Source organism: Bacillus sp. 491mf (genome assembly GCF_900112415.1).
Classification (GTDB): domain Bacteria; phylum Bacillota; class Bacilli; order Bacillales; family Bacillaceae_G; genus Bacillus_A.
On the sequence record NZ_FOLV01000007.1, the window covers coordinates 80,914 to 103,205 of the forward strand.

The window sequence follows — 22,292 nt, forward strand, 5'->3', positions numbered from 1 at the left end:
TGTAGAGAAGGGGGAGTTAGAAGTGGAAAAACCATGGCTGCAAAGTTATCCAAAGGAAATTCCGCACACCATTTCCTTTGATATGAAGCCTCTTCATGTGTATTTGCAGGAAGCTGCTTTACAATACCCAGAAAAGAAAGCGCTTCATTTTCTAGGGAAGGATATTACGTATGCAGAGTTAGATCGTAAAGTTAGGCAATTTGCCAATTATCTTCAGAGGCTTGGGCTAGAAAAAGGGGACCGAGTTGCGATTATGCTGCCAAACTGTCCGCAAAGTGTTATCGGTTATTACGGAACACTATTAGCTGGCGGTGTTGTTGTGCAAACGAATCCGCTTTATACAGAAAGAGAGCTTGAATACCAACTTCATGATTCAGGTGCGAAAGTTATTCTTTGCCTCGATATCGTATTTCCGAAAGTCAGCAATGTGCAGTCTAGAGTGAATGTTGAACATGTCATTGTGACACGCATCGCAGATTATTTACCATTTCCGAAAAATTTATTGTATCCATTTGTACAAAAGAAACAAACGAATCTCGTTGTTCATGTAAAAGAAAGTGAGAATATTCACGTTTGGAAGTCTATTGAACGTGCGGAGGATACAGCGGTAGATATGCCGTGTGATCCAGAAGAAGATTTAGCACTTTTACAATATACAGGCGGAACGACAGGATTTCCAAAGGGAGTTATGCTTACGCATAAAAATCTTGTGTCTAATACAAGGATGGGAATTCATTGGCTTTATAATTGCCGGGCAGGTGAAGAGGTTCTTCTCGGAGTATTGCCGTTTTTTCATGTATACGGGATGACCGCTGTTATGAATCTATCCATTATGGAAGCGTATAAAATGGTCCTCATTCCGAAATTTGATATTAAAATGATATTAGAGGCAATTAAAAAACATCGCGTTACGTTATTCCCTGGAGCTCCGACTATTTATATTGCCCTATTAAACTATCCTGAACTTCATAAATATGATGTTTCTTCTATTAGCGCATGTATAAGTGGTTCAGCTGCTCTTCCGGTTGAAGTGCAAGAACAGTTTGAAAGTGTGACAGGTGGTAAGCTTGTAGAAGGATACGGTTTAACAGAATCGTCCCCAGTTACACATGGTAACTTTTTATGGACAAAACGAGTGCCGGGAAGTATTGGTGTGCCGTGGCCGAGTACAGATGCACGTATTCTGTCATTAGAAACAGGTGAACCATTGCCGGTAGGTGAGGTTGGCGAAATTGCTGTGAAAGGCCCGCAAGTGATGAAAGGCTACTGGAATAAGCCTGAGGAAACAGCAGCGGTGCTGAAAGATGGTTGGCTGTATACGGGTGATGTTGGCTATATGGATGAAAACGGCTTTTTTTATGTGAAGGATCGGAAGAAAGATATGATAGTGGCAAGTGGCTTTAACGTATATCCGCGCGAAGTAGAAGAAGTATTATATGAAAATGAAAAGGTGCAAGAAGTGGTTGTTCTTGGTGTGCCTGATCCGTATCGCGGTGAAACGGTAAAAGCGTTCGTTGTTGTGAAAGATGGTGCAACATGTTCAGAAGAAGAGTTAAATGCGTTTGCTCGCAAATATTTAGCAGCGTATAAAGTGCCGAAAGTATATGAGTTTCGAAAAGAATTACCGAAAACGACTGTTGGAAAGATTTTGCGTCGTGTACTTATTGAAGAAGAGTCGCAAAAGCAAGATGATGAGCAAACGGGCTAATGCCCTTTCTTTTTTTTGAGAGAATAGCATTGACAATATTTGAAATAGTCAGTATTATTAGAATGTGAATGAATCATCATTCAGTCATCTTCTTGAAGGGGATAGTACTGTGAAAAAGAACCGACCTAAATATAATCAAATTATTGATGCAGCGGTGATTGTCATCGCTGAAAATGGATACCACCAAGCACAAGTTTCTAAAATAGCAAAACAAGCTGGTGTTGCCGATGGAACGATATATTTATATTTCAAAAATAAAGAAGATATATTGATATCCTTATTTCAAGAGAAAATGGGAGAATTTATCGAAACAATTCGGCAAAAAACAGCAGGAATTGAAAGCGCTGTAGAGAAGTTATTTATGTTGGTAGAAACACACTTCTCTTTACTTTCACAAAATGATCCTCTTGCTATCGTTACGCAACTAGAACTTCGCCAATCCAACCAAGACTTACGCCTCAAAATTAATGATGTGCTGAAAGGGTACTTGCAAGTCATTGATGAAATTTTAGAAACTGGCATCAGGCAAGGAGAATTTCGCACGGATTTAAATGTCCGCGTGGCAAGACAAATGATTTTCGGAACAGTAGATGAAGTTGTTACCAACTGGGTAATGAGCGACCATAAATATAATTTGGTCGCAATTTCAAAAACGGTGCATGAGCTATTAGTAGCAGCTTGTGGTTACCGCAATTAATGGGGAGGGAGTACATTTGAATTTCCTATCTGTAACGGTGGAGGATTACATAGCAATTGTAAAGATTAATCACCCGCCAGCAAATGCGATGTCTTCACAAGTTATTAGTGAAGTTGGTGAACTGCTTGATGCAGTGGAAACGGATGAGAATGTGCGCGTTGTCCTTGTTCATGGGGAAGGTCGCTTCTTCTCAGCAGGAGCGGACATTAAAGAGTTTACTTCTGTTGAAGAAGCAAAAGAGGCAACGAAATTATCACAGCATGGACAAGTGATCTTTGAGCGTGTTGAAAAATTCTCAAAGCCAATTATTGCGGCGATTCACGGCGCAGCGCTTGGCGGAGGATTAGAATTTGCGATGTCTTGCCATATGCGCTTTGTAAGTGAAACTGCGAAAATCGGTTTGCCGGAGCTAACGCTAGGATTGATTCCAGGATTTGCAGGGACGCAGCGCTTACCGCGTTATGTGGGGAAAGCGAAAGCTTGTGAAATGATGTTAACAAGCGATCCGATTTCAGGTGTAGAAGCGGCTCAACTAGGGCTTGCCAACCGAGCATTCCCTGAAGAAGTATTGTTAGAAGAGGCGCTGAAAGTAGCGAAGAAGATTGCAGGAAAAAGCGCAGCATCTGTCCGCGCTGTATTAGAACTACTGCAAACAACGAAGTCTTCTCATTACTATGAAGGTGTACAACGTGAGGCGCAAATATTTGGGGAAGTGTTCACAAGCGAAGATGGAAGAGAAGGTGTAGCAGCGTTCTTAGAAAAACGTAAACCTTCTTTTAGCGGTAAGTAGTTCTCTATTTTTTTAATATAAATTAACAGAATATTAGTATTAACCAAATTTTCCTTTAAAAAACAAGGGGGTAAATAGAATGAACATCTACGTACTCATGAAACGAACATTCGACACAGAAGAAAAAATCGCAATTAAAAACGGTGCAATTTACGATGGCGAAGCAGAATTCATCATCAACCCTTACGATGAATATGCGATTGAAGAAGCAATTCAAGTAAGAGATGCAAATGGCGGTGAAGTTACAGTCGTTACTGTTGGCGGTGAAGATGGTGAAAAAGAACTTCGCACGGCATTAGCGATGGGCTGCGATAAAGCGGTATTGATCAACATTGAAGATGATGTTGAAAATGGCGATCAATATACAACAGCAAAAGTGCTTGTTGAGTACTTAAAAGAGAAGGATGTTGACTTAATTTTAGCTGGTAACGTAGCGATTGACGGTGCATCTGGACAAGTTGGACCACGTGTAGCGGAAGCTCTGAATATCCCATATGTAACAACAATTACAAAGCTTGAAATTGACGGTACAAACGTAAAAATCGAGCGTGATGTAGAAGGGGATACAGAAGTAATTGAAACATCGTTACCTCTTTTAGTAACAGCACAGCAAGGTTTAAATGAACCGCGTTATCCATCGCTTCCAGGTATTATGAAAGCGAAGAAAAAGCCGCTAGAAACTTTAGAATTAGATGACTTAGATTTAGATGAAGATGATGTAGAAGCGAAAACAAAAACAATTGAAATCTATTTACCTCCTAAGAAAGATGCTGGAAAAGTGTTACAAGGCGAACTGCAAGATCAAGTAAAAGAACTTGTATCGCTATTGCATACAGAAGCGAAAGTAGTTTAAAAAATACTAGGATATCCAGGAGGGAAAACATATGGCTCGTAAAGTATTAGTAATGGGAGAAGTTCGTGACGGTTCTTTACGTAACGTTTCATTTGAGGCAGTAGCAGCCGCAAAAACAATTGCAGAAGGCGGAGAAGTTGTCGGTCTTTTACTAGGTGAAAGCGTCGCTTCATTCGCACAAGAACTTATTTCTTACGGTGCAGATCGCGTTGTGACAGTTGAAAGCGATAAATTAGCTTCGTATACGTCTGATGGATATGCGCAAGCATTTCTAGCAGTGTATGAAGAAGAAAAACCAGAAGGAATTGTGTTTGGACATACATCATTAGGAAAAGATTTATCACCAAAACTTGCAGCGAAATTAGAGGCAGGCCTTGTTTCTGACGTAACAGCGTTAGAAGTAGCTGGTGGTAATATTGTGTTCACACGTCCAATTTATTCTGGTAAAGCATTTGAGAAGAAGATTGTAACAGACGGTATAGTATTTGCGACGATTCGTCCGAATAACATTGCACCGCTTGCAAAAGATGAAGCGCGTACAGGCGATGTTTCTTCGATGACAGTCGATGTAAAAGATTTACGTACAGTCATTAAAGAGGTTGTTCGTAAAACAGCAGAAGGTGTCGATCTTTCTGAAGCAAAAGTAATTATTGCAGGCGGACGCGGCGTGAAAAGTGAAGATGGTTTCAAGCCGTTAAAAGAACTAGCAGATGTACTTGGCGGAGCAGTCGGTGCGTCTCGCGGAGCTTGTGATGCAGAGTACTGCGATTATTCATTGCAAATTGGGCAAACAGGTAAAGTTGTAACGCCAGATTTATATATCGCATGTGGTATTTCTGGTGCAATTCAACATTTAGCTGGTATGTCTAACTCAAAGATTATTGTAGCAATTAACAAAGATCCAGAAGCGAATATTTTTAAAGTAGCTGACTATGGCATCGTTGGTGACCTGTTTGAAGTATTACCACTTTTAACAGAAGAGTTTAAAAAGTTAAAAGTACATTCTTAAGTTGCGCATAAAGAGTTCCTAGTAAGTAATTACCCCTATATAAATATAGAAAAGCGAGAGGTCCCCTGCTTCTCGCTTCTTCACTTAGAAGAAATTTTTCTAGTATAAAGGTTGAGTTATTTGTTAAAATACTTAACGATACATATTATTCGCCACGTATATAAGATAATGATATACTTTGGTTAGAAAGTTCATAAAGGAGGAAATAATATGGCAATTGTAAACGCAACTGACCAAACTTTCGCAGCTGAAGCAAGCGAAGGTGTTGTATTAGTAGATTTCTGGGCACCTTGGTGCGGCCCTTGTAAAATGATTGCTCCTGTATTAGAAGAAATCAGTGCAGAGTTAGGCGATAAAGTAAAGGTAGTAAAAGTAGATGTGGATGAAAACCAAGAAACAGCTCGTAAATTCGAAGTAATGAGCATCCCAGCTCTTTTCGTATTAAAAGATGGTAAAGTGGTTGATCAAGCATTAGGTTACAAACCAAAAGAAGTATTAGAAGAATTAGTATCTAAGCACTTCTAATCCGAGAAAAAGCTGCCGAGTGGCAGCTTTTTTCTTATGTGGAAAAATGTGAAAGTGTGTATAATGTTTTCATTTTTGACTACTTTCTATTACAATAAAAGAACGTATGTTGGGAAAATAATTTGTTGTATTTTTCTAAGAAAAATAAGAATGATAAAGTGAAACTTTAATCAATGGGGGGTTATCCCTACTGATTATCAGCCCTCACCAATCAGGCGCATGCCAGCAGTTTATCTCCCGCCTAATTTCTTAAGAAAAGCGGAAGCGGCTCGCTCAGAATCGCAGGACGCCCACGCACAAGGCAGAGGGGGGATGGAGCTTCTGGCGTAGAGGTGTTTCTTACCTCGTAGGAAGATAGCCACTGGAGCTGGACAATGCTTTCACTAAATTTTGAGGTGGGAGTATTACTGCCCATGAATAGCGGGATAAACATGCAAGGAACGGAGGAATACGAGTGCACGAGAATTTAAAAGAGAAGTTAGCGATTTTACCGGACCAACCGGGTTGCTATTTAATGAAAGATAAGCAAGGAACAGTTATTTATGTCGGGAAGGCCAAGGTGTTAAAAAATCGTGTGCGCTCGTATTTTACTGGTTCACATGATGGAAAAACACTTCGGCTTGTAGAGGAAATTGTTGATTTTGAATATATTGTCACCTCCTCGAATCTGGAGGCACTCATTTTAGAGTTAAATTTAATTAAAAAATATGATCCAAAGTACAATATTCAATTAAAAGATGATAAAACATACCCATTTATTAAAATTACTGCTGAAAAAGAGCCGCGTTTGCTTATTACGAGAAATGTAAAAAAGGATAAAGGGAAATATTTTGGCCCATATCCGAATTCGCAGTCAGCTCATGAAACGAAAAAGTTGTTAGATCGTATGTATCCACTTCGGAAATGTACGAATATACCAGATAAAGTTTGTTTATATTATCATATGGGACAATGTTTAGCGCCTTGTGTACAAGAGGTAACGGATGAACAAAATAAAGAAATTGTCGATGGAATTATTAAGTTTTTGAATGGTGGACATAAAGAAATTCGTTCAGAATTAGAAGCGAAAATGTATGAGGCATCAGAAAAATTAGAGTTCGAACGCGCAAAAGAACTGCGCGATCAAATTGCTCATATGGATGCGATTATGGAAAAACAGAAAATGATTATGAGCGACTTAGTCGACCGCGATGTGTTTGGTTATGCGGTTGATAAAGGGTGGATGTGCGTGCAAGTATTTTTCGTTCGAAAAGGAAAGTTAATTGAACGGGATGTTTCGATGTTTCCGATTTATGATGATCCAGAAGAAGGATTCCTAACGTTTATCGGGCAATTTTACGAACAAAATAATCACTTTAAACCGAAAGAAATTGTTGTACCAAGCAGCATTGATCATGAATTGATTGGAAAGTTTTTAGACGTCGAAGCAACGCAGCCAAAACGGGGCAAGAAAAAAGAGCTTGTCGATTTAGCAAGTAAGAATGCGAAAATTGCGTTGCAGGAAAAGTTTTATTTAATTGAACGCGACGAAGAACGCACCATAAAGGCAGTAGAAAACTTAGGAGAACAGCTAGGGATCGAAACACCGCATAGAATTGAGGCATTTGATAATTCTAACATTCAAGGGACAAATCCGGTTTCTGCGATGATCGTCTTTATCGATGGAAAGCCCGCCAAAAAAGAGTATCGCAAATATAAAATTAAAACGGTACAAGGGCCTGATGATTATGAATCGATGCGTGAAGTTGTGCGCCGCCGTTATACACGTGTTTTAAAAGAAAATTTACCTCTTCCAGACTTAATTGTAATTGATGGCGGAAAAGGCCATCTCGCTGCGGTATGCGATGTGTTAGAAAATGAACTTGGCCTTTCTATTCCAACAGCGGGGCTTGTGAAAGATGATAAACATCGCACGTCACATTTAATAATTGGTGAACCACCGGAACCTGTTTTACTAGAGCGTAACAGTCAAGAGTTTTACTTACTGCAGCGTATTCAAGATGAAGTGCACCGCTTTGCGATTACATTTCATCGTCAAATTCATGGGAAATCAGTCATTCAATCGGCATTGGATGATATACCAGGAGTCGGAGAAAAACGAAAGAAAACACTTTTAAAACATTTTGGTTCTCTTAAGAAAATGAAAGAAGCATCTGTTTCCGATATTATAGAAGCTGGAATGCCGCAAAAAATAGCCGAAACCATTCATACGTACTTGACAGGGAAGACATTGTAGATAGCAATGTCTTCTTTTTTTGTTGAACCAATCGGGCTTTAATGGGCAGTTTATCTCCCACCTAACTTCTGAGCGAGCCGCTAGAGCTGGACGATGCTTTCGCCGAATTTTGAGGGGGGTATTACTGCCCGCGAATAGCGGGATGAAGTAATAAAAAAAGTCAACTGGACGTTATGTCTAGTTGACCGATGAATGCGAATTATACTTCCATAGGATCTTTTACATCCCATTGCACAAGAAATGTAACAGAGCTAGAGCGCTTTTTCTGTTCCTCGTAAGATTCAGCAATCACACTGCGCTGCTTTTGAATTTGTTCAGCGATAAAACCAGCTTCTAATTGATAAGAAGAATGTTTTTTTTGTTGCTCACGTTCTTCAATAAGAGCGCCCGTTAGTTTAAAGTGCATTTCACGACGCTTATGTTCAGTAATCGTTAAGTCGCCCCAACCAGCTTTTGTGAAAAATTGGATCACTTCATCGATTGTTTCCAACGGGTATTTTCGTGCTAAGTTTCTGCCGGCCCAATATAAAATGGAATCTAATTCTTTCCCGATTAAATCAGGAAGTAATTCTTCACGAAGTAACTCATAGGCAAACGCATTGATTGAAATATTTTGTAAAGATTCGCTCTCGATTATTTTTGTACTCACAATATTCCCCACTTTCTATACTGCCCATATTATATACCATTTTATATATATAAACACAGCTATTTCTTTGTGAAAAATCTGATATAGAGAACAAAAAAGATTATGAAAATTATATACAGATTATGTATACGTTTTCTTGACGCTTCGACAAAAATAGGAGTAAAATGAACTTGTTATCAAATTATGCTGAAATATTGCGAATAATTTTTTCAGTTTTTCTTATAACAATAGTGAAAAAATGCTATTGTTATAAAGTAATGCGACAAACAACAGTCAAACATTCAAGGGGGTAATGGGGACATGAAAGGCCGCGAGTATACATTTCGCAAGTGGCACTCGTTAATGGGTGTCATTCCAATCGGCGTCTTTATGACGCAACATTTAGTAATAAACAACTTTGCAACAAGAGGAGCAGAAGCTTTTAATAATGCTGCTCATTTCATGGAATTGCTTCCATTTCGGTATGCATTGGAGATTTTTGTGATTTTCTTACCATTGTTATACCATGCTGTATATGGTTTATATATTGCATTTACAGCAAAGAACAATGCAACATCTTATAGTTATTTCCGTAACTGGATGTTCGTTCTGCAACGATTTACTGGGGTATTTACACTTATATTCCTAGCTTGGCATATTTGGGAAACTCGTATTCAAGCTGCACTCGGACAAACGGTAAACTATGATATGATGGCAAATGTTTTAAGCAATCCATTTATGTTCGGCTTCTATTTAGTTGGGATTTTATCAGCTATTTTCCACTTTGCAAATGGATTATGGACATTCTTTATTAGCTGGGGTATCACAGTATCACCACGTTCACAGCGTATTTCTACGTATGTAACATTAGCAATTTTCTTAGCATTATCATACGTAGGAGTGAGCGCGTTATTTGCGTTCATTAATCCAAATCTAGCAAACTTGTAAGGAGTGGGAGAGCATGAAAGGGAAACTTATCGTAGTTGGCGGTGGATTAGCCGGCTTAATGGCAACGATTAAAGCAGCGGAAGCAGGCGTGAATGTAGAACTATTCTCTTTAGTACCAGTGAAACGTTCTCACTCTGTATGCGCGCAAGGCGGCATTAACGGTGCTGTAAATACAAAAGGTGAAGGGGATTCTCCGTGGATCCACTTTGACGATACAATTTATGGAGGAGACTTCTTAGCGAACCAACCTCCTGTAAAAGCGATGTGCGATGCAGCACCTGGCATTATTCACTTAATGGATCGCATGGGTGTTATGTTTAACCGTACGGAAGAAGGTTTACTAGACTTCCGTCGTTTCGGTGGAACGCAGCATCACCGCACAGCGTTTGCTGGTGCAACAACAGGTCAGCAATTATTATATGCGTTAGATGAGCAAGTACGCCGTCATGAAGTAGCAGGTCTTGTTACGAAATATGAGGGTTGGGATTTCTTACGCGCTATTGTAGATGACGAAGGTGTATGCCGCGGAATCGTAGCGCAAGACTTACAATCTATGGAGATTAAAAGTTTTCCAGCTGATGCCGTAATTATGGCAACAGGGGGCCCTGGTATCATTTTTGGGAAATCTACTAACTCTATTATTAATACAGGTACAGCAGCATCTGCTGTATATCAACAAGGTGCATATTATGCGAACGGTGAGTTCATCCAAATTCACCCAACAGCAATTCCAGGTGATGATAAATTACGCCTTATGAGTGAATCTGCACGTGGTGAAGGTGGCCGTGTTTGGACGTATAAAGACGGAAAACCATGGTATTTCCTTGAAGAAAAATATCCTGCATACGGAAACCTTGTACCTCGTGATATTGCAACGCGTGAAATTTTCGATGTGTGCGTTGAGCAAAAACTGGGTATTAACGGTGAAAACATGGTATATCTTGACCTTTCTCATAAAGATCCGAAAGAGCTTGATATTAAATTAGGCGGTATCATTGAAATCTATGAGAAATTCATGGGTGACGATCCGCGTAAAGTACCGATGAAAATCTTCCCAGCGGTTCACTATTCAATGGGCGGACTATGGGTTGACTATAAACAAATGACAAATATTCCAGGATTATTTGCAGCAGGTGAGTGTGATTACTCCATGCACGGCGGTAACCGACTAGGTGCTAACTCGTTATTATCAGCGATTTACGGTGGTATGGTAGCGGGACCAAATGCAATTGAATATATGAATGGTCTTTCAAAATCATCAGATTCTGTTTCATCTGCTTTATATGAGCAAAATGAATTAATCGAAACAGAGAAATTCAACAATATTTTAACGTTAGATGGTAATGAAAATGCATATGTTCTTCATAAAGAGCTTGGAGAATGGATGACAGATAACGTAACAGTAGTTCGTGAAAATAAAAAGTTATTAGAAACAGATGCGAAAATCGTAGAGTTAATGGAGCGTTATAAACGCATTAACATTAACGATACAGCGAAATGGAGCAACCAAGGTGCTTCATTTACACGTCAATTGGAAAACATGCTTGAATTAGCTCGTGTTATTACAATTGGTGCATATAACCGTAATGAAAGTCGCGGTGCGCATTATAAACCAGAATTCCCAGATCGTGATGATGAGAACTTCTTAAAAACAACAATGGCGAAGTTTGAAGGAGCAGGAAATGCACCAGCATTCCATTACGAAGAGGTTGATATTTCATTAATCGAACCACGTAAGCGCGATTATTCTTCAAAACATGAAGTAGCTGCTAAGGGAGAAGAGAAGGGGGATAAGCAACATGTCTGAGAAAACAATCCGCCTGATTATTACAAGACAAGACGGTCCAAACTCACAGGAGTATGATCAAGAGTTTGAAATTCCATATCGCCCAAATATGAATATTATTTCGGCATTAATGGAAATTCGCCGTAATCCTGTTGATACAAAAGGGAACAATACAACGCCTATCGCTTGGGATATGAACTGTTTAGAAGAAGTGTGCGGTGCATGTTCGATGGTAATCAACGGAAAACCACGTCAATCATGTACAGCACTTATTGATAAACTAGAGCAACCAATTCGCTTAAAACCGATGAAAACATTCCCGGTTATTCGTGACCTACAAGTAGACCGTAGCCGTATGTTTAACGCGTTAAAGCGTGTAAAAGCATGGATTCCAATCGATGGTACGTATGACTTAGGTCCAGGGCCAAGAATGCCAGAGAAGAAGCGTCAATGGGCATATGAATTATCAAAATGTATGACTTGCGGTGTATGTTTAGAGTCATGTCCAAACGTAAACAGCAAATCTGATTTTATCGGTCCAGCACCGCTTTCACAAGCGCGTTTATTTAATGCACATCCAACGGGTGAAATGCATAAAGCGGATCGTTTACGTGCAATCATGGGTGATGGAGGACTTGCAAACTGCGGTAACTCACAAAACTGTGTACAATCTTGTCCAAAAGGAATTCCATTAACGACATCGATTGCTGCATTAAACCGTGATACAACGATTCAATCTTTTAAAGATTTCTTTGGTAGTGACAATAACTATTAATTTAAAGTTGCCTCTTCGGTTTGAAGAGGCAATTTTTATAGGGATATGAATACAAAACATAAAAGCATTTTTCTTTTTTTAGGTTGGCGAGAGGTTCTAGCCATGTGTAGAAGCGGCTGGGGGAAAACAAAGGGAGAAGACGAGAGTGCGTTTTGGTTTTAAAATTCGGAAAAATAAAATAATATGAAAGTGGAGTATATGAGAAGGGGGATGGGTGTTTGTGAAGCAGATTCATTATATTGAACATTTTGAAGAGTGGGAGAGTGCATTTTCATTTTATATTCCTGTAAAGGTTCGTTTTTGTGAAACGGATATGTTTGGGCATATGAATAATGGTGTTGCGTTTACTTATTTTGAATTAGCTCGTATTGAATTTTTTAAAGAACTTGGTTTTATGCAAGAGTGGGTGCATGAATCGTCAGAAACGATGATTGTAGTAGCGGATTTACAATGTAATTTTTTGAAACAAGTATTCTTTGACGAGAACTTAAAAGTGTATGTAAAAGCAGAAAATGTCGGGAATTCATCTTTAGATCTACACTATATGGTGAAGAATGAGGCTGGAGAAATTTGTTTAGTGGGACGCGGTGCGATGGTACAGGCTTCTAAAAAAACAGGAAAAGGAGTACCGTGGTCAGTAGAATGGAAACAAAGGTTATTAGATTAATAAAATAAGAGAGCGCATAGCTCTCTTATTTTTTGTCTTCTGTCGCTTCTTCTAATGTTAGGTGATGCGTATATAAATATGTAGCATGCGGATTTCCGACAAAACGAAGATGCCATGGTTCGTAAGCATATTCTGTAATAGTTGTTTTATCTTTCGGATATCGGATAATAAATCCAAATTCGTGAGCATGCTCTGCCACCCATTTTCCTTCAGGTGTTTCTCCGAATACAGCCTCCAATTGACAATTTGCGGATTCAGAGCTAATATCCATAGCAAGTCCTGTTTGATGTTCGCTAGTTCCTGGAATAGCGCTTAACGTATCAGCAGCTTCTTTTCCTTGACGATTTACATAAGTGTTGTGTAGTGACTGTTGTCGTTTATAAGAGCGAAATCCTGATACAGCTGTAAGTTCAATTCCTTGTTTTTTTGCTGTTTCGAACATTGTTTCTAGAGCATCCGCTGCGGGCTTACGAAGCAGTGCTTTTTCTTTATCTTTCGGATATAAAAATGGAACATTTGGCTTTGTTAAATCACTTGGTGTATAAGAGTCTGGTAGCTTTCGATGTTTGTTGACTAACACAAGTAATGAATCAGGATCATTGACAAGATAATATTGATCATCTGTTTTTTTAGCTGTCTCAATTGCTTTTGGGAACATTGGAATGTTTTCTTTTGGATGCTCAGTATGCTTTTTTGTTTCAACTGCTTCTGCTTGATTATGTACAAAAGATTTGGACAGAAAAATTATTGAAAAAATAACAATGAGAATAATAGTTGAAATGAAAAGGGTCCTTTTTATAATTCTTTTTTTCATCATTTTTAATCGATGTATTCCTTTCTAAAATGCTTGTACTTAAATATCTTTTTACATTATAAATCTATCTTGTATAAAAAGGAATAAAGGAGTCATGATGTAATGAAAAAGAAAGAAATTTGTAAAAAAAGGTCGAATGTTATTCGAATTATTAAATTAAAACGTTTAATAAATCTTCTGATTTATCAAAGTAAATATGTAAAGTTGCCTTGAACGTTTGAGGCGAATTTTCGATTATTTTAGCGAATATCGTCGAGCAGTCTTTATATCATGTCGAAGCGCCGATATATTCTAAAAAGTGGTCGATATATCATGAAAAGCGCCGATAAAAAATAAAGGATGGCACAGTGCCATCCTTTATTTTTTATCTTCAAATGATTTTAAGTTGTCTCTGCGAATTTTATCTTTTTCTGCATCTGTTTTTTTAAAGTCATAGTTATATAAAGAACCTTCCCAGTCACCGTACATAGGATTTGGGAAAACGATAAATTTCTCGCCAAATTGTGCTTTTAATTCTTCTACTTTTTTATTGCGATCTTGTGTGGATAATCCATCAAAACCAATGAAGTCTGATAAATTATCGCCAAATAATAAGACAATATCGTGCGTTGTTGAAACGAGTTCACGACGTTTTTCTTTTCCTTTTTCTTTCGGTTCTTGTAGTAAGATGTGTTCTTTCGTTGCTTGCGGAGCACCGATACGTTCTAAGTTTTTAATCGTCGCATCTAATTGATTTGTTTTACGATTTGAAATGTAGTAAATATCTACACCTTTTGCTTCTGCGTGTTTTAGGAAATCAATTGCGCCAGGAAGAGCTTCTGCTTCCGCTTTATTAATCCAGTCATCCCACTTATAAGGATAGCCTTTTCCTGCTTTCACGGACATTGCTTGATGAGGACTGTTATCAACAACAGTTTCATCTAAGTCTAGTACAACAGCTGGTTTCTTGCTTGTACCCTTAGCGAGAATTGCATCTAGCTTTTGTGTACCGATGTTGTAGCCTTGGTGATATAATGCTTTCGCTTCACCAGATGTTTGGTACCACAAGTCAGCCATTAATTGTTGTTCTGTCAGTTGGACTTTTTCTTCTTTTGCTTTTGCTGATGTCTGTTCTGCTTTCATGTTGCACGCTGTTAAAGTTGTAGATAACAATGCAACAGATAGCAGTGTTGCTAATTTTCTCTTCTTCATAGTGTCCTCCTAAGGTGTATAATTCAATTGTAAATTATATCACAATAACATAATAAATAGGATATAAAATTTTGTATATTGATATACATATATAACGTAGTGTACGCAATGTTATAATAAAATATGGTAAAAATATGTGTATTTTGAATATGATTAAATGTATAAGACCAATTTTAAGGAGAGAAAAAGTATGACATTGCAGATTCAACAATTAACCAAGCTGTTTGGTGAAAATGTTGCAGTGGATCATTTAAATCTTACCTTATCAAAAGGTGAAGTATTGGGGCTGCTGGGGCGAAACGGTGCCGGAAAAACAACAACCATTAAAATGCTGTTAAGTTTATTAACGCCAAATGAGGGCAGTATTATGTGGGATGAGAAAGAGATTTCGAAGAGTGGAGTAACAATAGGTTATCTTCCAGAAGAGAGAGGTTTGTATACGAAAAGCCGAGTCATTGATCAGCTTCGCTATTTTGGGAGATTAGAAGGAATGACAAAAAAAGAAGTGGATGCAGCCATTGATTATTGGTTAGGTAAGTTAGCGATCCCTGAATATAAGCATAAGGTTGCAGGGGAATTGTCGAAGGGGAATCAACAAAAAATTCAATTGGTCGCAGCGCTTCTCCATGACCCGGAATTACTCATTTTAGATGAACCGTTTAGTGGATTGGATCCTGTAAATGCTGAAATGCTAGCGAATATTATTGAAGAACAAGTTCAAAGAGGGAAAACCATTATTTTATCAAGTCATCGTATGGAACAAGTTGAATCGTTTTGTCAGCAAGTGTGTATTTTGAAACAAGGTGAAGCGGTTGTAAAAGGTCACTTAAGTGATATAAAAAAAGAATACGGATTTCGAAACTTAACAATTGAAGATAATGAAGAAAATGAAAAAGCATTGCAAACATTACAGATTGTGTATGAGAAACGTCTTGGTTATCTTTATATTAAAGTTCAGGAAGATACAGAAGCCCTATCAATCTTACAAAAATTACAAGATCAAGGTGTGCATTTACGTCAGTTTAAAATGCTAGAACCGACCTTAAATGAAATCTTTGTAGAAAGGGCGAAATAAGAATGCGTAAATTTTTTCATGTGTTTTCATTTTATTTTAGAGAATCATTTCTTTCTAAAAAATCACTGATTACAAGTGGTATTTTATTTTTAGTAGTATTTGGAGTTTTTGCTTTTAATCACTTCACTTCTGATAAAGATAAAAATAATGACAAAGATAAGCTGGCAATCGTAATGGATAGTTCGACGTATACCGTGCAAGAAGAGTTACTAAATAAAATTCTTCCATCAGCTAAAGTGCAAGTAGAAAAGAAAGAACAGTTAGAAAAAGTTCGTAAACAAGTTGAAGAAGGGGAGTTAGATGGTCTCTTTTACGTTACAGAAAAAAATGGAGTACCTGAAGTAACGTATATGTACAATGGTTTTCCAAGTAAAGCAACGTCTACTATTATAGCAGGCTATTTGAAACAGCAATATACGCAAGTGATTCTTTCGAAATATAAAGTGCCGTCTGATGTAGCGCAGCAATTACAAACAGATATTTCGGTGAAAGAAGAAGCGATTAAAGATCGTGCTTCCTCCTTCGGTATTGCATATGTGTTTATATTTGTACTATATATGTTTATCATGGCGTTTGGAAATACAATTGCGATGAATATCGCATCAGAAAAATCTTCTCGTGTTATGGAGATTATGCTTTCGAAAGTGAAACCATTGTATATGATGTACGCTAAAATTCTTGCTGTTGTTACGACAGCGTTACTACAAATTGCTATCCTTGCATGTGGTTTTCTCGTTCCAGTTTTAATTGGATGGATCGATTTAGATAATGCGTCTTTATTTGGTCTTCCAATTGATTTTGCAAAGTTAGATGCAAAAGTTATTAGTCTGTTTATTGTATTTTTCATTACTGGTTATTTATTATATGCGATGATGTATGCGGCAGCTGGAGCTGTTGTATCAAAAACGGAAGACTTACAATCAGTATCATTTCCAGTCGCAATTTTAATTATGGCAGCGTTTTTCATTAGTATGAAATCATTATCTGACCCAAATAGTACAATTGTTGTGATTAGTTCCTATATTCCTTTCTTTACGCCGATGGTTACATTCTCCCGGGTTGTAGCCGGAGAAGCTGGCGTTTTAGAAATTAGCATTTCCTTATCGTTATTACTTGCAACAATCATCCTCTTAAACTTTGTTACAAGTCGTATTTACGTCAACGGTGTCATGAGCTACTCTGATAAAGTGAAATTTAAAGATTTAGCTAAATTTATTAAGCGTCATTAATAAACGATCTATTTGAAATAGAAGGTTGGAATATCAATAAGGGAAAGTCTGTTAGTCATGAATAAGCTCTATAAAAGGGAGTGAAGTCGTGAAATTAGGTTAGTTGATTTTTCTCACGAAGGGGTTAATGCGAGATAAAAAAGCTTGGGCAGTATCCAAGCTTTTTTTGCTAATTTGATTGCGATTTTTCTTCACCTTATTCTAAGAGGGGCTTGCTTTTCCTTATGCATAAACAAGAAATAGTATATAATGATATGTATTATCTTTTAATAGAATGAACGTAAAGGAGGATGTGCAGATGGGAATTAGTAGCCGTTTTACAGTAGGTGTTCATATGTTAACGTTACTGGCGATAGATCGAAACTCTCGCTGTACCTCTGAATGGATTGCTGGCAGTGTGAATACAAATCCAGTTGTGATTCGTCGCATTACAGGAATGTTGAAGAGAGCGGGTCTTGTTGATGTTCAAGCTGGAAAAGGCGGTACGTCACTTGCTCGTGATTTAGATGAAATTACATTACTTGATGTATATAAAGCAGTGGAAGTAGTTGAAGAAGGGCATCTATTTTCTTTCCATGAAAATCCTAACATTGAATGTCCAGTAGGAGCGAATATTCAATCCGTATTAGAGATTATATTAATGCAAGCACAAGAAGCGATGGAGAATGTACTTGCGAATGTATCAGTTCAGCAACTTGTTGCAAATTTACAATCGAAAATTCAAAAGTAAAAAAGCGAGTCTCATATGAATGAGCTCGCCTTTTTACTTTCAGAAAAAATGAAAATTCTATTTTTCAGTATTTAATACGAATTTCCCTACAATGGCAGCAACGATACCACCAAGAATTGGAGCGACAATGAATACCCATAATTGAGATAAAGCTTCTCCGCCAGCGAATAAAGCTGGTGCTAGGCTACGTGCAGGGTTGACTGAAGTTCCTGTTAACGGAATACCTAGTAAGTGAACTAATACTAATGTGAAACCAATTACTAATCCAGCGAACTGTGCGTTACCTTTTTTACCTGTCACAGCAACAATAACTAAAATAAAGACGAATGTTAACACAAATTCAACTAAGAAAGATCCTGATGATCCAAGATTCCCAAAGCTATTTTGTCCTAAGTTATCTAAAGTCATATTAGAAGAGTTTAAAATTGTCACTAATGTTGCAGTTCCTAATAAACCACCTAAAATTTGGGCTACTATATAGTAAATAAGCTCCATAGCATTCATTCGTTTGTTTACAAACATGGCAATTGATACCGCCGGATTTACATGACATCCAGAAATTGTTCCAATGCTATATGCCATAGCAACAATTGATAATCCGAAAGCCATTGCGATTCCTAACGTTCCAATTCCTTCAATTCCGCCGCCTAAAACAGCTGTTCCAGTTCCGAATAATACAAGTACAAAAGTACCAATAAATTCAGCGATTGCTTTTTTTAACATAATTTTCCTACTAACATCTATGAAAAATGTATTGTAATACAGAATTAGGTTTTTTTGAGTATAAATGGAAAATGAAATATTATTCTGATAACAAAATAAGGAATGGTTATACAATTTTTATTCAGCATTTTTATTCAGCATTTTTATTTGTTATGCCATTTTTTTGTTTAGTGATAGGTACAGAGCGACTAAAAAAGGGAGTACTTCTTATATATGGAAGTGCTCTTTTTTGTATGAAGTTTAATACTTCCTTAGAAAAAATTACATCCTTAATAATAATTTTTGTTAAAATATAACCAGGTGGAATATTCAGAAAAAACAGGAAACTATTCAGTGTGGAAAAGGCGGGGAGATGAAAATGTTTGATATGCAGCAAGTGCCATTTAGTCGGCACGGTTCTTTTTTAGTCATTTCTTTAAACAATGATAATGGGTTACTCATTCGAAATATTCGCGGTGGTGACGATGATTTTGGCGAAGTTTTTAAAATAGAAGTGTTAAATCGTAAAGGGGAAGTTTTATCGTGTGAAACGAAGATGACACCATCGGTACTAACGCTCCAAACAGCGGAAGGCGATGTAAACATTTGTTTTTCTGATGTGAATACAATTCGTTTTTATTCGAAGCAATTAAATCTCCGTTTCGTTGGAATTATTGGCTCCTATGATTATTGTATTCCAAGTGCGCAAGATGGCTTTGAAATTAATAGCTTTTCGAAAGAAATGAGATTTCACCTATCCACGATAAGTGGTGTTATACAAATGGATGCTCCGTTTGAAGAGCTTCGTTGTAAACATATTATTGCTGATATTTGTGCACAGGATGAGGAGTCTGGGATTGATGTGGAATTAACGGAGTATAAAACAGTGCCGCGCAAAACAAAGGAGAGGAAAACATTCATAGAAGCAGCGCGTGCTGTTGAAATGGACTTTGTAAATTGGGTGCACCATACATTAACTGCCCCAGAAAATTTGTCAAAAGGGAGAGAGTTAGCAGCATACATTACATGGTCTTGTATGGTAGAAGCGGAAGGGTATTTACCAAGGCAGGCGATGTATATGTCGAAGAACTGGATGACAAATATATGGAGTTGGGATCATTGTTTTAATGCAATGGCGTTAGCGGTGCATCAACCGAAAGCGGCATGGGACCAATTTATGATTTTCTTTGATAAACAAGATGCGTGCGGTGTATTACCTGATTATATTAATGATAAATTTGCACTTTGGAATTGTTGTAAACCACCTATCCATGGATGGACTCTCAAATGGATGATGGAGCGGACAGATTTTATAACAGACAAGCATTTACAAGAAGTGTATGAGCCATTATGTAAATGGACAAATTGGTGGTTTACGTATCGTGATGATGATAAAGATGGGATTCCTCAATATAACCATGGAAATGATAGTGGCTGGGACAATAGCACAATTTTTCATCACGGTGCTCCTGTTGAGAGCCCCGATTTAAGTGCATTTCTTATTTTACAAATGGAAGTACTAGCAGAGATTGCAGAGAAACTTGGATTTACAGAAGCATCACAGGAATGGGAAAACAGAGCAAATAAGACACTTGATCGTATGATTCAGCATTGCTGGAGAGAAAATCGTTTTATTGCTCCGTGCTCTGGTGAGCATTCATATGAAGTATCAGAAAGTCTTGTACTGTATATACCGCTGATTTTGGGGAAAAGATTACCGAAAGAAATGATTCAATGCTTGCTTGCTGATTTAAAAGAAGAAAATCGTTTTCTCACAAAGTATGGGTTTGCGACAGAAAGTATAAGAAGTCCTTACTATAGGGAAGATGGGTATTGGCGCGGTCCAATTTGGGCACCGACAACATTAATTATGATTGAAGCTCTAAAAGCGATCGGGCAACATGAATTTGCGCAAGATATTGCAGGTCGCTTTTGTATAATGGCTAATGAAAATGGCATGGCCGAAAATTTCCACGCACAAACGGGTCAAGGCTTGCGCGATTTAGCATTCACATGGACGTCTAGTGTATTCCTCGTTTTAGCGAACGAGTATTTGTTAGAAAAAGCGGACAAAGGAATGCTCCATAAAGAAGAAAAGAGATAAAAGAAAGGCACAGTGGAACCTGTGTCTTTCTTTTAGTAAGAGCGTGGCCTTCTATCATGCAAGGCTAGGTTCCATTTCATTTAAAGCAAAACGAAGAAAAGTGCACCGTAGAAAGCAGCGCCCTTATTCATAAGAACTAGGCATAAGTAACATAAGAATGAAATAAGCTAAAAAACCTGTTCCGAAACATAAGATAGCGATTAGCCAAAGAATGCGAATCATACTGGTGCTTACGCCGAAATATTCTCCTAAACCACCGCATACGCCAAGAAACACTTTATCTGTTGAAGATCTGCACAATCTTTTTTCTGTCATGAACGCCTCTCCTTTTCATGATTCATCATTTTTTATGTAGTAATGAACCGGAACTATCGAATTATATTGCGCTTTTAAAGTGAAAATGATCGCTTTATTCCGCATTAGCGGACAAAGCTTGTGAAAGTGAAAAAAATTTTTATAAATACATGCAATTTCTGCTTATTTGTATTCACCACGCCTTGCTTCTATTCATACAATATCTTGACTAAATAAACACCCAATTTACACACATACAGCTCTGGCTTAAGCAGGGAGGGTTATACCAATTGAAGGAAAAAGAATATCAATCTAAACCGTTACTCACAAAAAGAGAAAGAGAAGTATTTGAGTTACTCGTTCAAGATAAAACAACGAAAGAAATTGCAAGTGAACTTTTTATTAGTGAAAAAACTGTACGTAATCATATTTCAAATGCAATGCAAAAGCTAGGAGTTAAGGGGCGCTCACAAGCAGTTGTCGAACTCCTTCGTATGGGAGAGCTTGAATTATAAAGGATGAAGCCGGCTTTCATGTAGAGAAAAGCCGGTTATTTTTGTATCTTGCAAATTACTAGAAAAAGGAGGAAAATAAAAAGGTCTATTCATGTACATAAGGTGAACCTTCTATTATTCTATGAATGAGTGAACTGTTTGGAAATGTACAGTTAGATTATGAAAGAGAAAACGGGGCGATTGTTTTGAATAGAGCGATTGGTGTAATTGATTCAGGTGTTGGTGGTTTAACAGTAGCGAAAGAATTAATTCGGCAATTACCGAAAGAGCGAATTATATATTTAGGAGATACAGCACGTTGCCCGTATGGTCCGCGATCTCGTGAAGAAGTAAGACAATTTACATGGGAAATGACAGAGCATTTATTAGCACAGAATATTAAGATGCTTGTAATTGCTTGTAATACTGCAGCGGCAGTTGTGCTTGAAGAAATGCAAAAGAAATTACCTATTCCGGTTGTGGGTGTTATTCACCCAGGCGCGCGTACTGCACTGAAAGTGACAAAAACATACCATGTCGGTGTAATTGGAACGATTGGCACAGTGAAAAGCGGTGCGTATGAAGAGGCGTTAAAATCGATTAACAACCGCGTATTAGTAGAGAGTTTGGCTTGTCCGCCGTTTGTTGAGCTTGTCGAGAGCGGAAACTTTGAGAGCGAAATGGCGTACGAAGTAGTAAGAGAAACGTTGCAGTCATTGAAGAAAATGGAAATGGATACATTAATTTTAGGATGTACACATTATCCGATTTTAGGACCAGTTATTGGGCGGGTTATGGGCGATTCTGTACAATTGATTAGTTCAGGTGATGAAACGGCTCGTGAAGTAAGCACGATTCTGTATCATAGTAAGATGTTGTATGACATAGAAGAGCAAAGTGACCATCTGTTCTTAACGACAGGAGAAATTGATGTGTTTAAAGAAATTGCTTCGAAGTGGTTTGGACAACCAATTGAGAATGTGAAGCATGTCGTTTTATAAAGCTACTGTTTATGTAACTAGTAAGTTAAAAAAATT

Annotated in this window: 22 protein-coding genes; 17 read left to right on the forward strand and 5 right to left on the reverse strand. The window is 37.7% G+C overall.

The genetic code is table 11. From position 1 onward, the window contains the following. Positions 1–22 precede the first annotated feature (22 nt). The 7 genes from BM211_RS09530 (at position 23) to uvrC (ending at position 7,818) form a co-directional block, all read left to right on the forward strand. Positions 23–1,708, forward strand: coding sequence for a long-chain-fatty-acid--CoA ligase (locus BM211_RS09530; protein ID WP_090996649.1), 1,686 nt, complete (start codon positions 23–25; stop codon positions 1,706–1,708). A gap of 64 nt (positions 1,709–1,772) precedes the next feature. Further along, positions 1,773–2,405: a TetR/AcrR family transcriptional regulator gene (locus BM211_RS09535; RefSeq protein ID WP_035431646.1), complete on the forward strand. Its 633-nt coding sequence runs from the start codon at positions 1,773–1,775 to the stop codon at positions 2,403–2,405. Between the two features lie 16 nt (positions 2,406–2,421). After that, on the forward strand, positions 2,422–3,195 hold the full coding sequence (locus BM211_RS09540; RefSeq protein ID WP_090996652.1) for an enoyl-CoA hydratase: 774 nt from the start codon (positions 2,422–2,424) through the stop codon (positions 3,193–3,195). Between the two features lie 79 nt (positions 3,196–3,274). Next, on the forward strand, positions 3,275–4,048 hold the full coding sequence (etfB, locus tag BM211_RS09545; RefSeq protein ID WP_090996654.1) for an electron transfer flavoprotein subunit beta: 774 nt from the start codon (positions 3,275–3,277) through the stop codon (positions 4,046–4,048). A gap of 31 nt (positions 4,049–4,079) precedes the next feature. Continuing rightward, complete coding sequence (locus BM211_RS09550) at positions 4,080–5,057, forward strand: electron transfer flavoprotein subunit alpha/FixB family protein (RefSeq protein WP_035431640.1); 978 nt, start codon at positions 4,080–4,082, stop codon at positions 5,055–5,057. A 210-nt stretch (positions 5,058–5,267) separates the two neighbouring features. Continuing rightward, positions 5,268–5,582 (forward strand): thioredoxin, encoded by a 315-nt coding sequence (gene trxA, locus BM211_RS09555; protein WP_035431638.1) that lies wholly within the window; start codon positions 5,268–5,270, stop codon positions 5,580–5,582. 454 nt (positions 5,583–6,036) lie between these two features. Next, positions 6,037–7,818, forward strand: coding sequence for an excinuclease ABC subunit UvrC (gene uvrC / locus BM211_RS09560; protein ID WP_090996657.1), 1,782 nt, complete (start codon positions 6,037–6,039; stop codon positions 7,816–7,818). 199 nt (positions 7,819–8,017) lie between these two features. Here the strand turns inward: uvrC and BM211_RS09565 are convergent, their stop codons facing one another. Beyond that, on the reverse strand, positions 8,018–8,467 hold the full coding sequence (locus tag BM211_RS09565) for a YslB family protein (RefSeq protein WP_035431634.1): 450 nt from the start codon (positions 8,465–8,467) through the stop codon (positions 8,018–8,020). Positions 8,468–8,767: 300 nt separating this feature from the next. Here BM211_RS09565 and BM211_RS09570 point away from each other — a divergent pair, with 300 nt between their 5' ends. From BM211_RS09570 to BM211_RS09585, 4 genes are all read left to right on the forward strand, one after another. Next, a complete protein-coding gene (locus BM211_RS09570) occupies positions 8,768–9,394 on the forward strand; it encodes a succinate dehydrogenase cytochrome b558 subunit (RefSeq protein WP_035431632.1) in 627 nt (208 codons plus the stop codon). A 13-nt stretch (positions 9,395–9,407) separates the two neighbouring features. Then, positions 9,408–11,201, forward strand: coding sequence for a succinate dehydrogenase flavoprotein subunit (sdhA, locus tag BM211_RS09575; protein WP_035431630.1), 1,794 nt, complete (start codon positions 9,408–9,410; stop codon positions 11,199–11,201). Beyond that, entirely contained in the window at positions 11,194–11,955 is a 762-nt protein-coding gene (gene sdhB, locus BM211_RS09580; protein WP_035431629.1) for a succinate dehydrogenase iron-sulfur subunit, read from the forward strand. Before sdhA ends, sdhB begins: the two co-directional genes overlap by 8 nt. A 220-nt stretch (positions 11,956–12,175) precedes the next feature. Next, the gene (locus BM211_RS09585; protein ID WP_035431627.1) at positions 12,176–12,622 is read left to right on the forward strand and encodes an acyl-CoA thioesterase; all 447 of its coding nucleotides are present in this window, start codon (positions 12,176–12,178) and stop codon (positions 12,620–12,622) included. Between the two features lie 25 nt (positions 12,623–12,647). Here the strand turns inward: BM211_RS09585 and BM211_RS09590 are convergent, their stop codons facing one another. Both BM211_RS09590 and BM211_RS09595 read right to left on the reverse strand, forming a co-directional pair. Further along, positions 12,648–13,421, reverse strand: coding sequence for a M15 family metallopeptidase (locus BM211_RS09590; protein WP_371261867.1), 774 nt, complete (start codon positions 13,419–13,421; stop codon positions 12,648–12,650). 372 nt (positions 13,422–13,793) lie between these two features. After that, positions 13,794–14,627 (reverse strand): 5'-nucleotidase, lipoprotein e(P4) family, encoded by an 834-nt coding sequence (locus BM211_RS09595; protein WP_035431625.1) that lies wholly within the window; start codon positions 14,625–14,627, stop codon positions 13,794–13,796. Between the two features lie 190 nt (positions 14,628–14,817). On the opposite strand from BM211_RS09595, the gene BM211_RS09600 reads away from it, so the two are divergent. From BM211_RS09600 to BM211_RS09610, 3 genes are all read left to right on the forward strand, one after another. Further along, a complete protein-coding gene (locus tag BM211_RS09600; protein ID WP_090996661.1) occupies positions 14,818–15,702 on the forward strand; it encodes an ABC transporter ATP-binding protein in 885 nt (294 codons plus the stop codon). Positions 15,703–15,704: 2 nt separating this feature from the next. Next, positions 15,705–16,931: an ABC transporter permease gene (locus BM211_RS09605; RefSeq protein WP_090996665.1), complete on the forward strand. Its 1,227-nt coding sequence runs from the start codon at positions 15,705–15,707 to the stop codon at positions 16,929–16,931. 298 nt (positions 16,932–17,229) lie between these two features. Further along, positions 17,230–17,661, forward strand: coding sequence for an Rrf2 family transcriptional regulator (locus tag BM211_RS09610; protein ID WP_035431619.1), 432 nt, complete (start codon positions 17,230–17,232; stop codon positions 17,659–17,661). 57 nt (positions 17,662–17,718) lie between these two features. On the opposite strand, the gene BM211_RS09615 is transcribed toward BM211_RS09610, so the two are convergent. Beyond that, a complete protein-coding gene (locus BM211_RS09615; protein ID WP_090996671.1) occupies positions 17,719–18,384 on the reverse strand; it encodes an MIP family channel protein in 666 nt (221 codons plus the stop codon). Positions 18,385–18,742: 358 nt separating this feature from the next. Between BM211_RS09615 and BM211_RS09620 the strand changes: the two genes are divergently transcribed. After that, positions 18,743–20,467: an amylo-alpha-1,6-glucosidase gene (locus BM211_RS09620; RefSeq protein ID WP_090996674.1), complete on the forward strand. Its 1,725-nt coding sequence runs from the start codon at positions 18,743–18,745 to the stop codon at positions 20,465–20,467. A 123-nt stretch (positions 20,468–20,590) separates the two neighbouring features. On the opposite strand, the gene BM211_RS09625 is transcribed toward BM211_RS09620, so the two are convergent. Continuing rightward, complete coding sequence (locus BM211_RS09625) at positions 20,591–20,782, reverse strand: PspC domain-containing protein (RefSeq protein WP_035431615.1); 192 nt, start codon at positions 20,780–20,782, stop codon at positions 20,591–20,593. 269 nt (positions 20,783–21,051) lie between these two features. On the opposite strand from BM211_RS09625, the gene gerE reads away from it, so the two are divergent. Beyond that, positions 21,052–21,276, forward strand: coding sequence for a spore germination transcription factor GerE (gene gerE, locus BM211_RS09630; protein ID WP_020060005.1), 225 nt, complete (start codon positions 21,052–21,054; stop codon positions 21,274–21,276). Between the two features lie 125 nt (positions 21,277–21,401). Beyond that, positions 21,402–22,256: a glutamate racemase gene (gene racE, locus BM211_RS09635; RefSeq protein ID WP_371261866.1), complete on the forward strand. Its 855-nt coding sequence runs from the start codon at positions 21,402–21,404 to the stop codon at positions 22,254–22,256. Positions 22,257–22,292: the final 36 nt, after the last annotated feature.

What these genes read in the sequence shown, in the direction of transcription:
- BM211_RS09550 (WP_035431640.1), top strand. Translation starts at nt 4,080, where the DNA reads ATGGCTCGTAAAGTATTAGTAATGGGAGAAGTTCGTGACGGTTCTTTA.
- etfB (WP_090996654.1), top strand. Translation starts at nt 3,275, where the DNA reads ATGAACATCTACGTACTCATGAAACGAACATTCGACACAGAAGAAAAA.
- sdhB (WP_035431629.1), top strand. Translation starts at nt 11,194, where the DNA reads ATGTCTGAGAAAACAATCCGCCTGATTATTACAAGACAAGACGGTCCA.
- BM211_RS09625 (WP_035431615.1), bottom strand. Translation starts at nt 20,782, where the DNA reads ATGACAGAAAAAAGATTGTGCAGATCTTCAACAGATAAAGTGTTTCTT.
- BM211_RS09595 (WP_035431625.1), bottom strand. Translation starts at nt 14,627, where the DNA reads ATGAAGAAGAGAAAATTAGCAACACTGCTATCTGTTGCATTGTTATCT.
- BM211_RS09600 (WP_090996661.1), top strand. Translation starts at nt 14,818, where the DNA reads ATGACATTGCAGATTCAACAATTAACCAAGCTGTTTGGTGAAAATGTT.
- sdhA (WP_035431630.1), top strand. Translation starts at nt 9,408, where the DNA reads ATGAAAGGGAAACTTATCGTAGTTGGCGGTGGATTAGCCGGCTTAATG.
- BM211_RS09605 (WP_090996665.1), top strand. Translation starts at nt 15,705, where the DNA reads ATGCGTAAATTTTTTCATGTGTTTTCATTTTATTTTAGAGAATCATTT.
- trxA (WP_035431638.1), top strand. Translation starts at nt 5,268, where the DNA reads ATGGCAATTGTAAACGCAACTGACCAAACTTTCGCAGCTGAAGCAAGC.
- BM211_RS09620 (WP_090996674.1), top strand. Translation starts at nt 18,743, where the DNA reads ATGTTTGATATGCAGCAAGTGCCATTTAGTCGGCACGGTTCTTTTTTA.
- BM211_RS09615 (WP_090996671.1), bottom strand. Translation starts at nt 18,384, where the DNA reads ATGTTAAAAAAAGCAATCGCTGAATTTATTGGTACTTTTGTACTTGTA.
- racE (WP_371261866.1), top strand. Translation starts at nt 21,402, where the DNA reads ATGAGTGAACTGTTTGGAAATGTACAGTTAGATTATGAAAGAGAAAAC.
- BM211_RS09610 (WP_035431619.1), top strand. Translation starts at nt 17,230, where the DNA reads ATGGGAATTAGTAGCCGTTTTACAGTAGGTGTTCATATGTTAACGTTA.
- BM211_RS09570 (WP_035431632.1), top strand. Translation starts at nt 8,768, where the DNA reads ATGAAAGGCCGCGAGTATACATTTCGCAAGTGGCACTCGTTAATGGGT.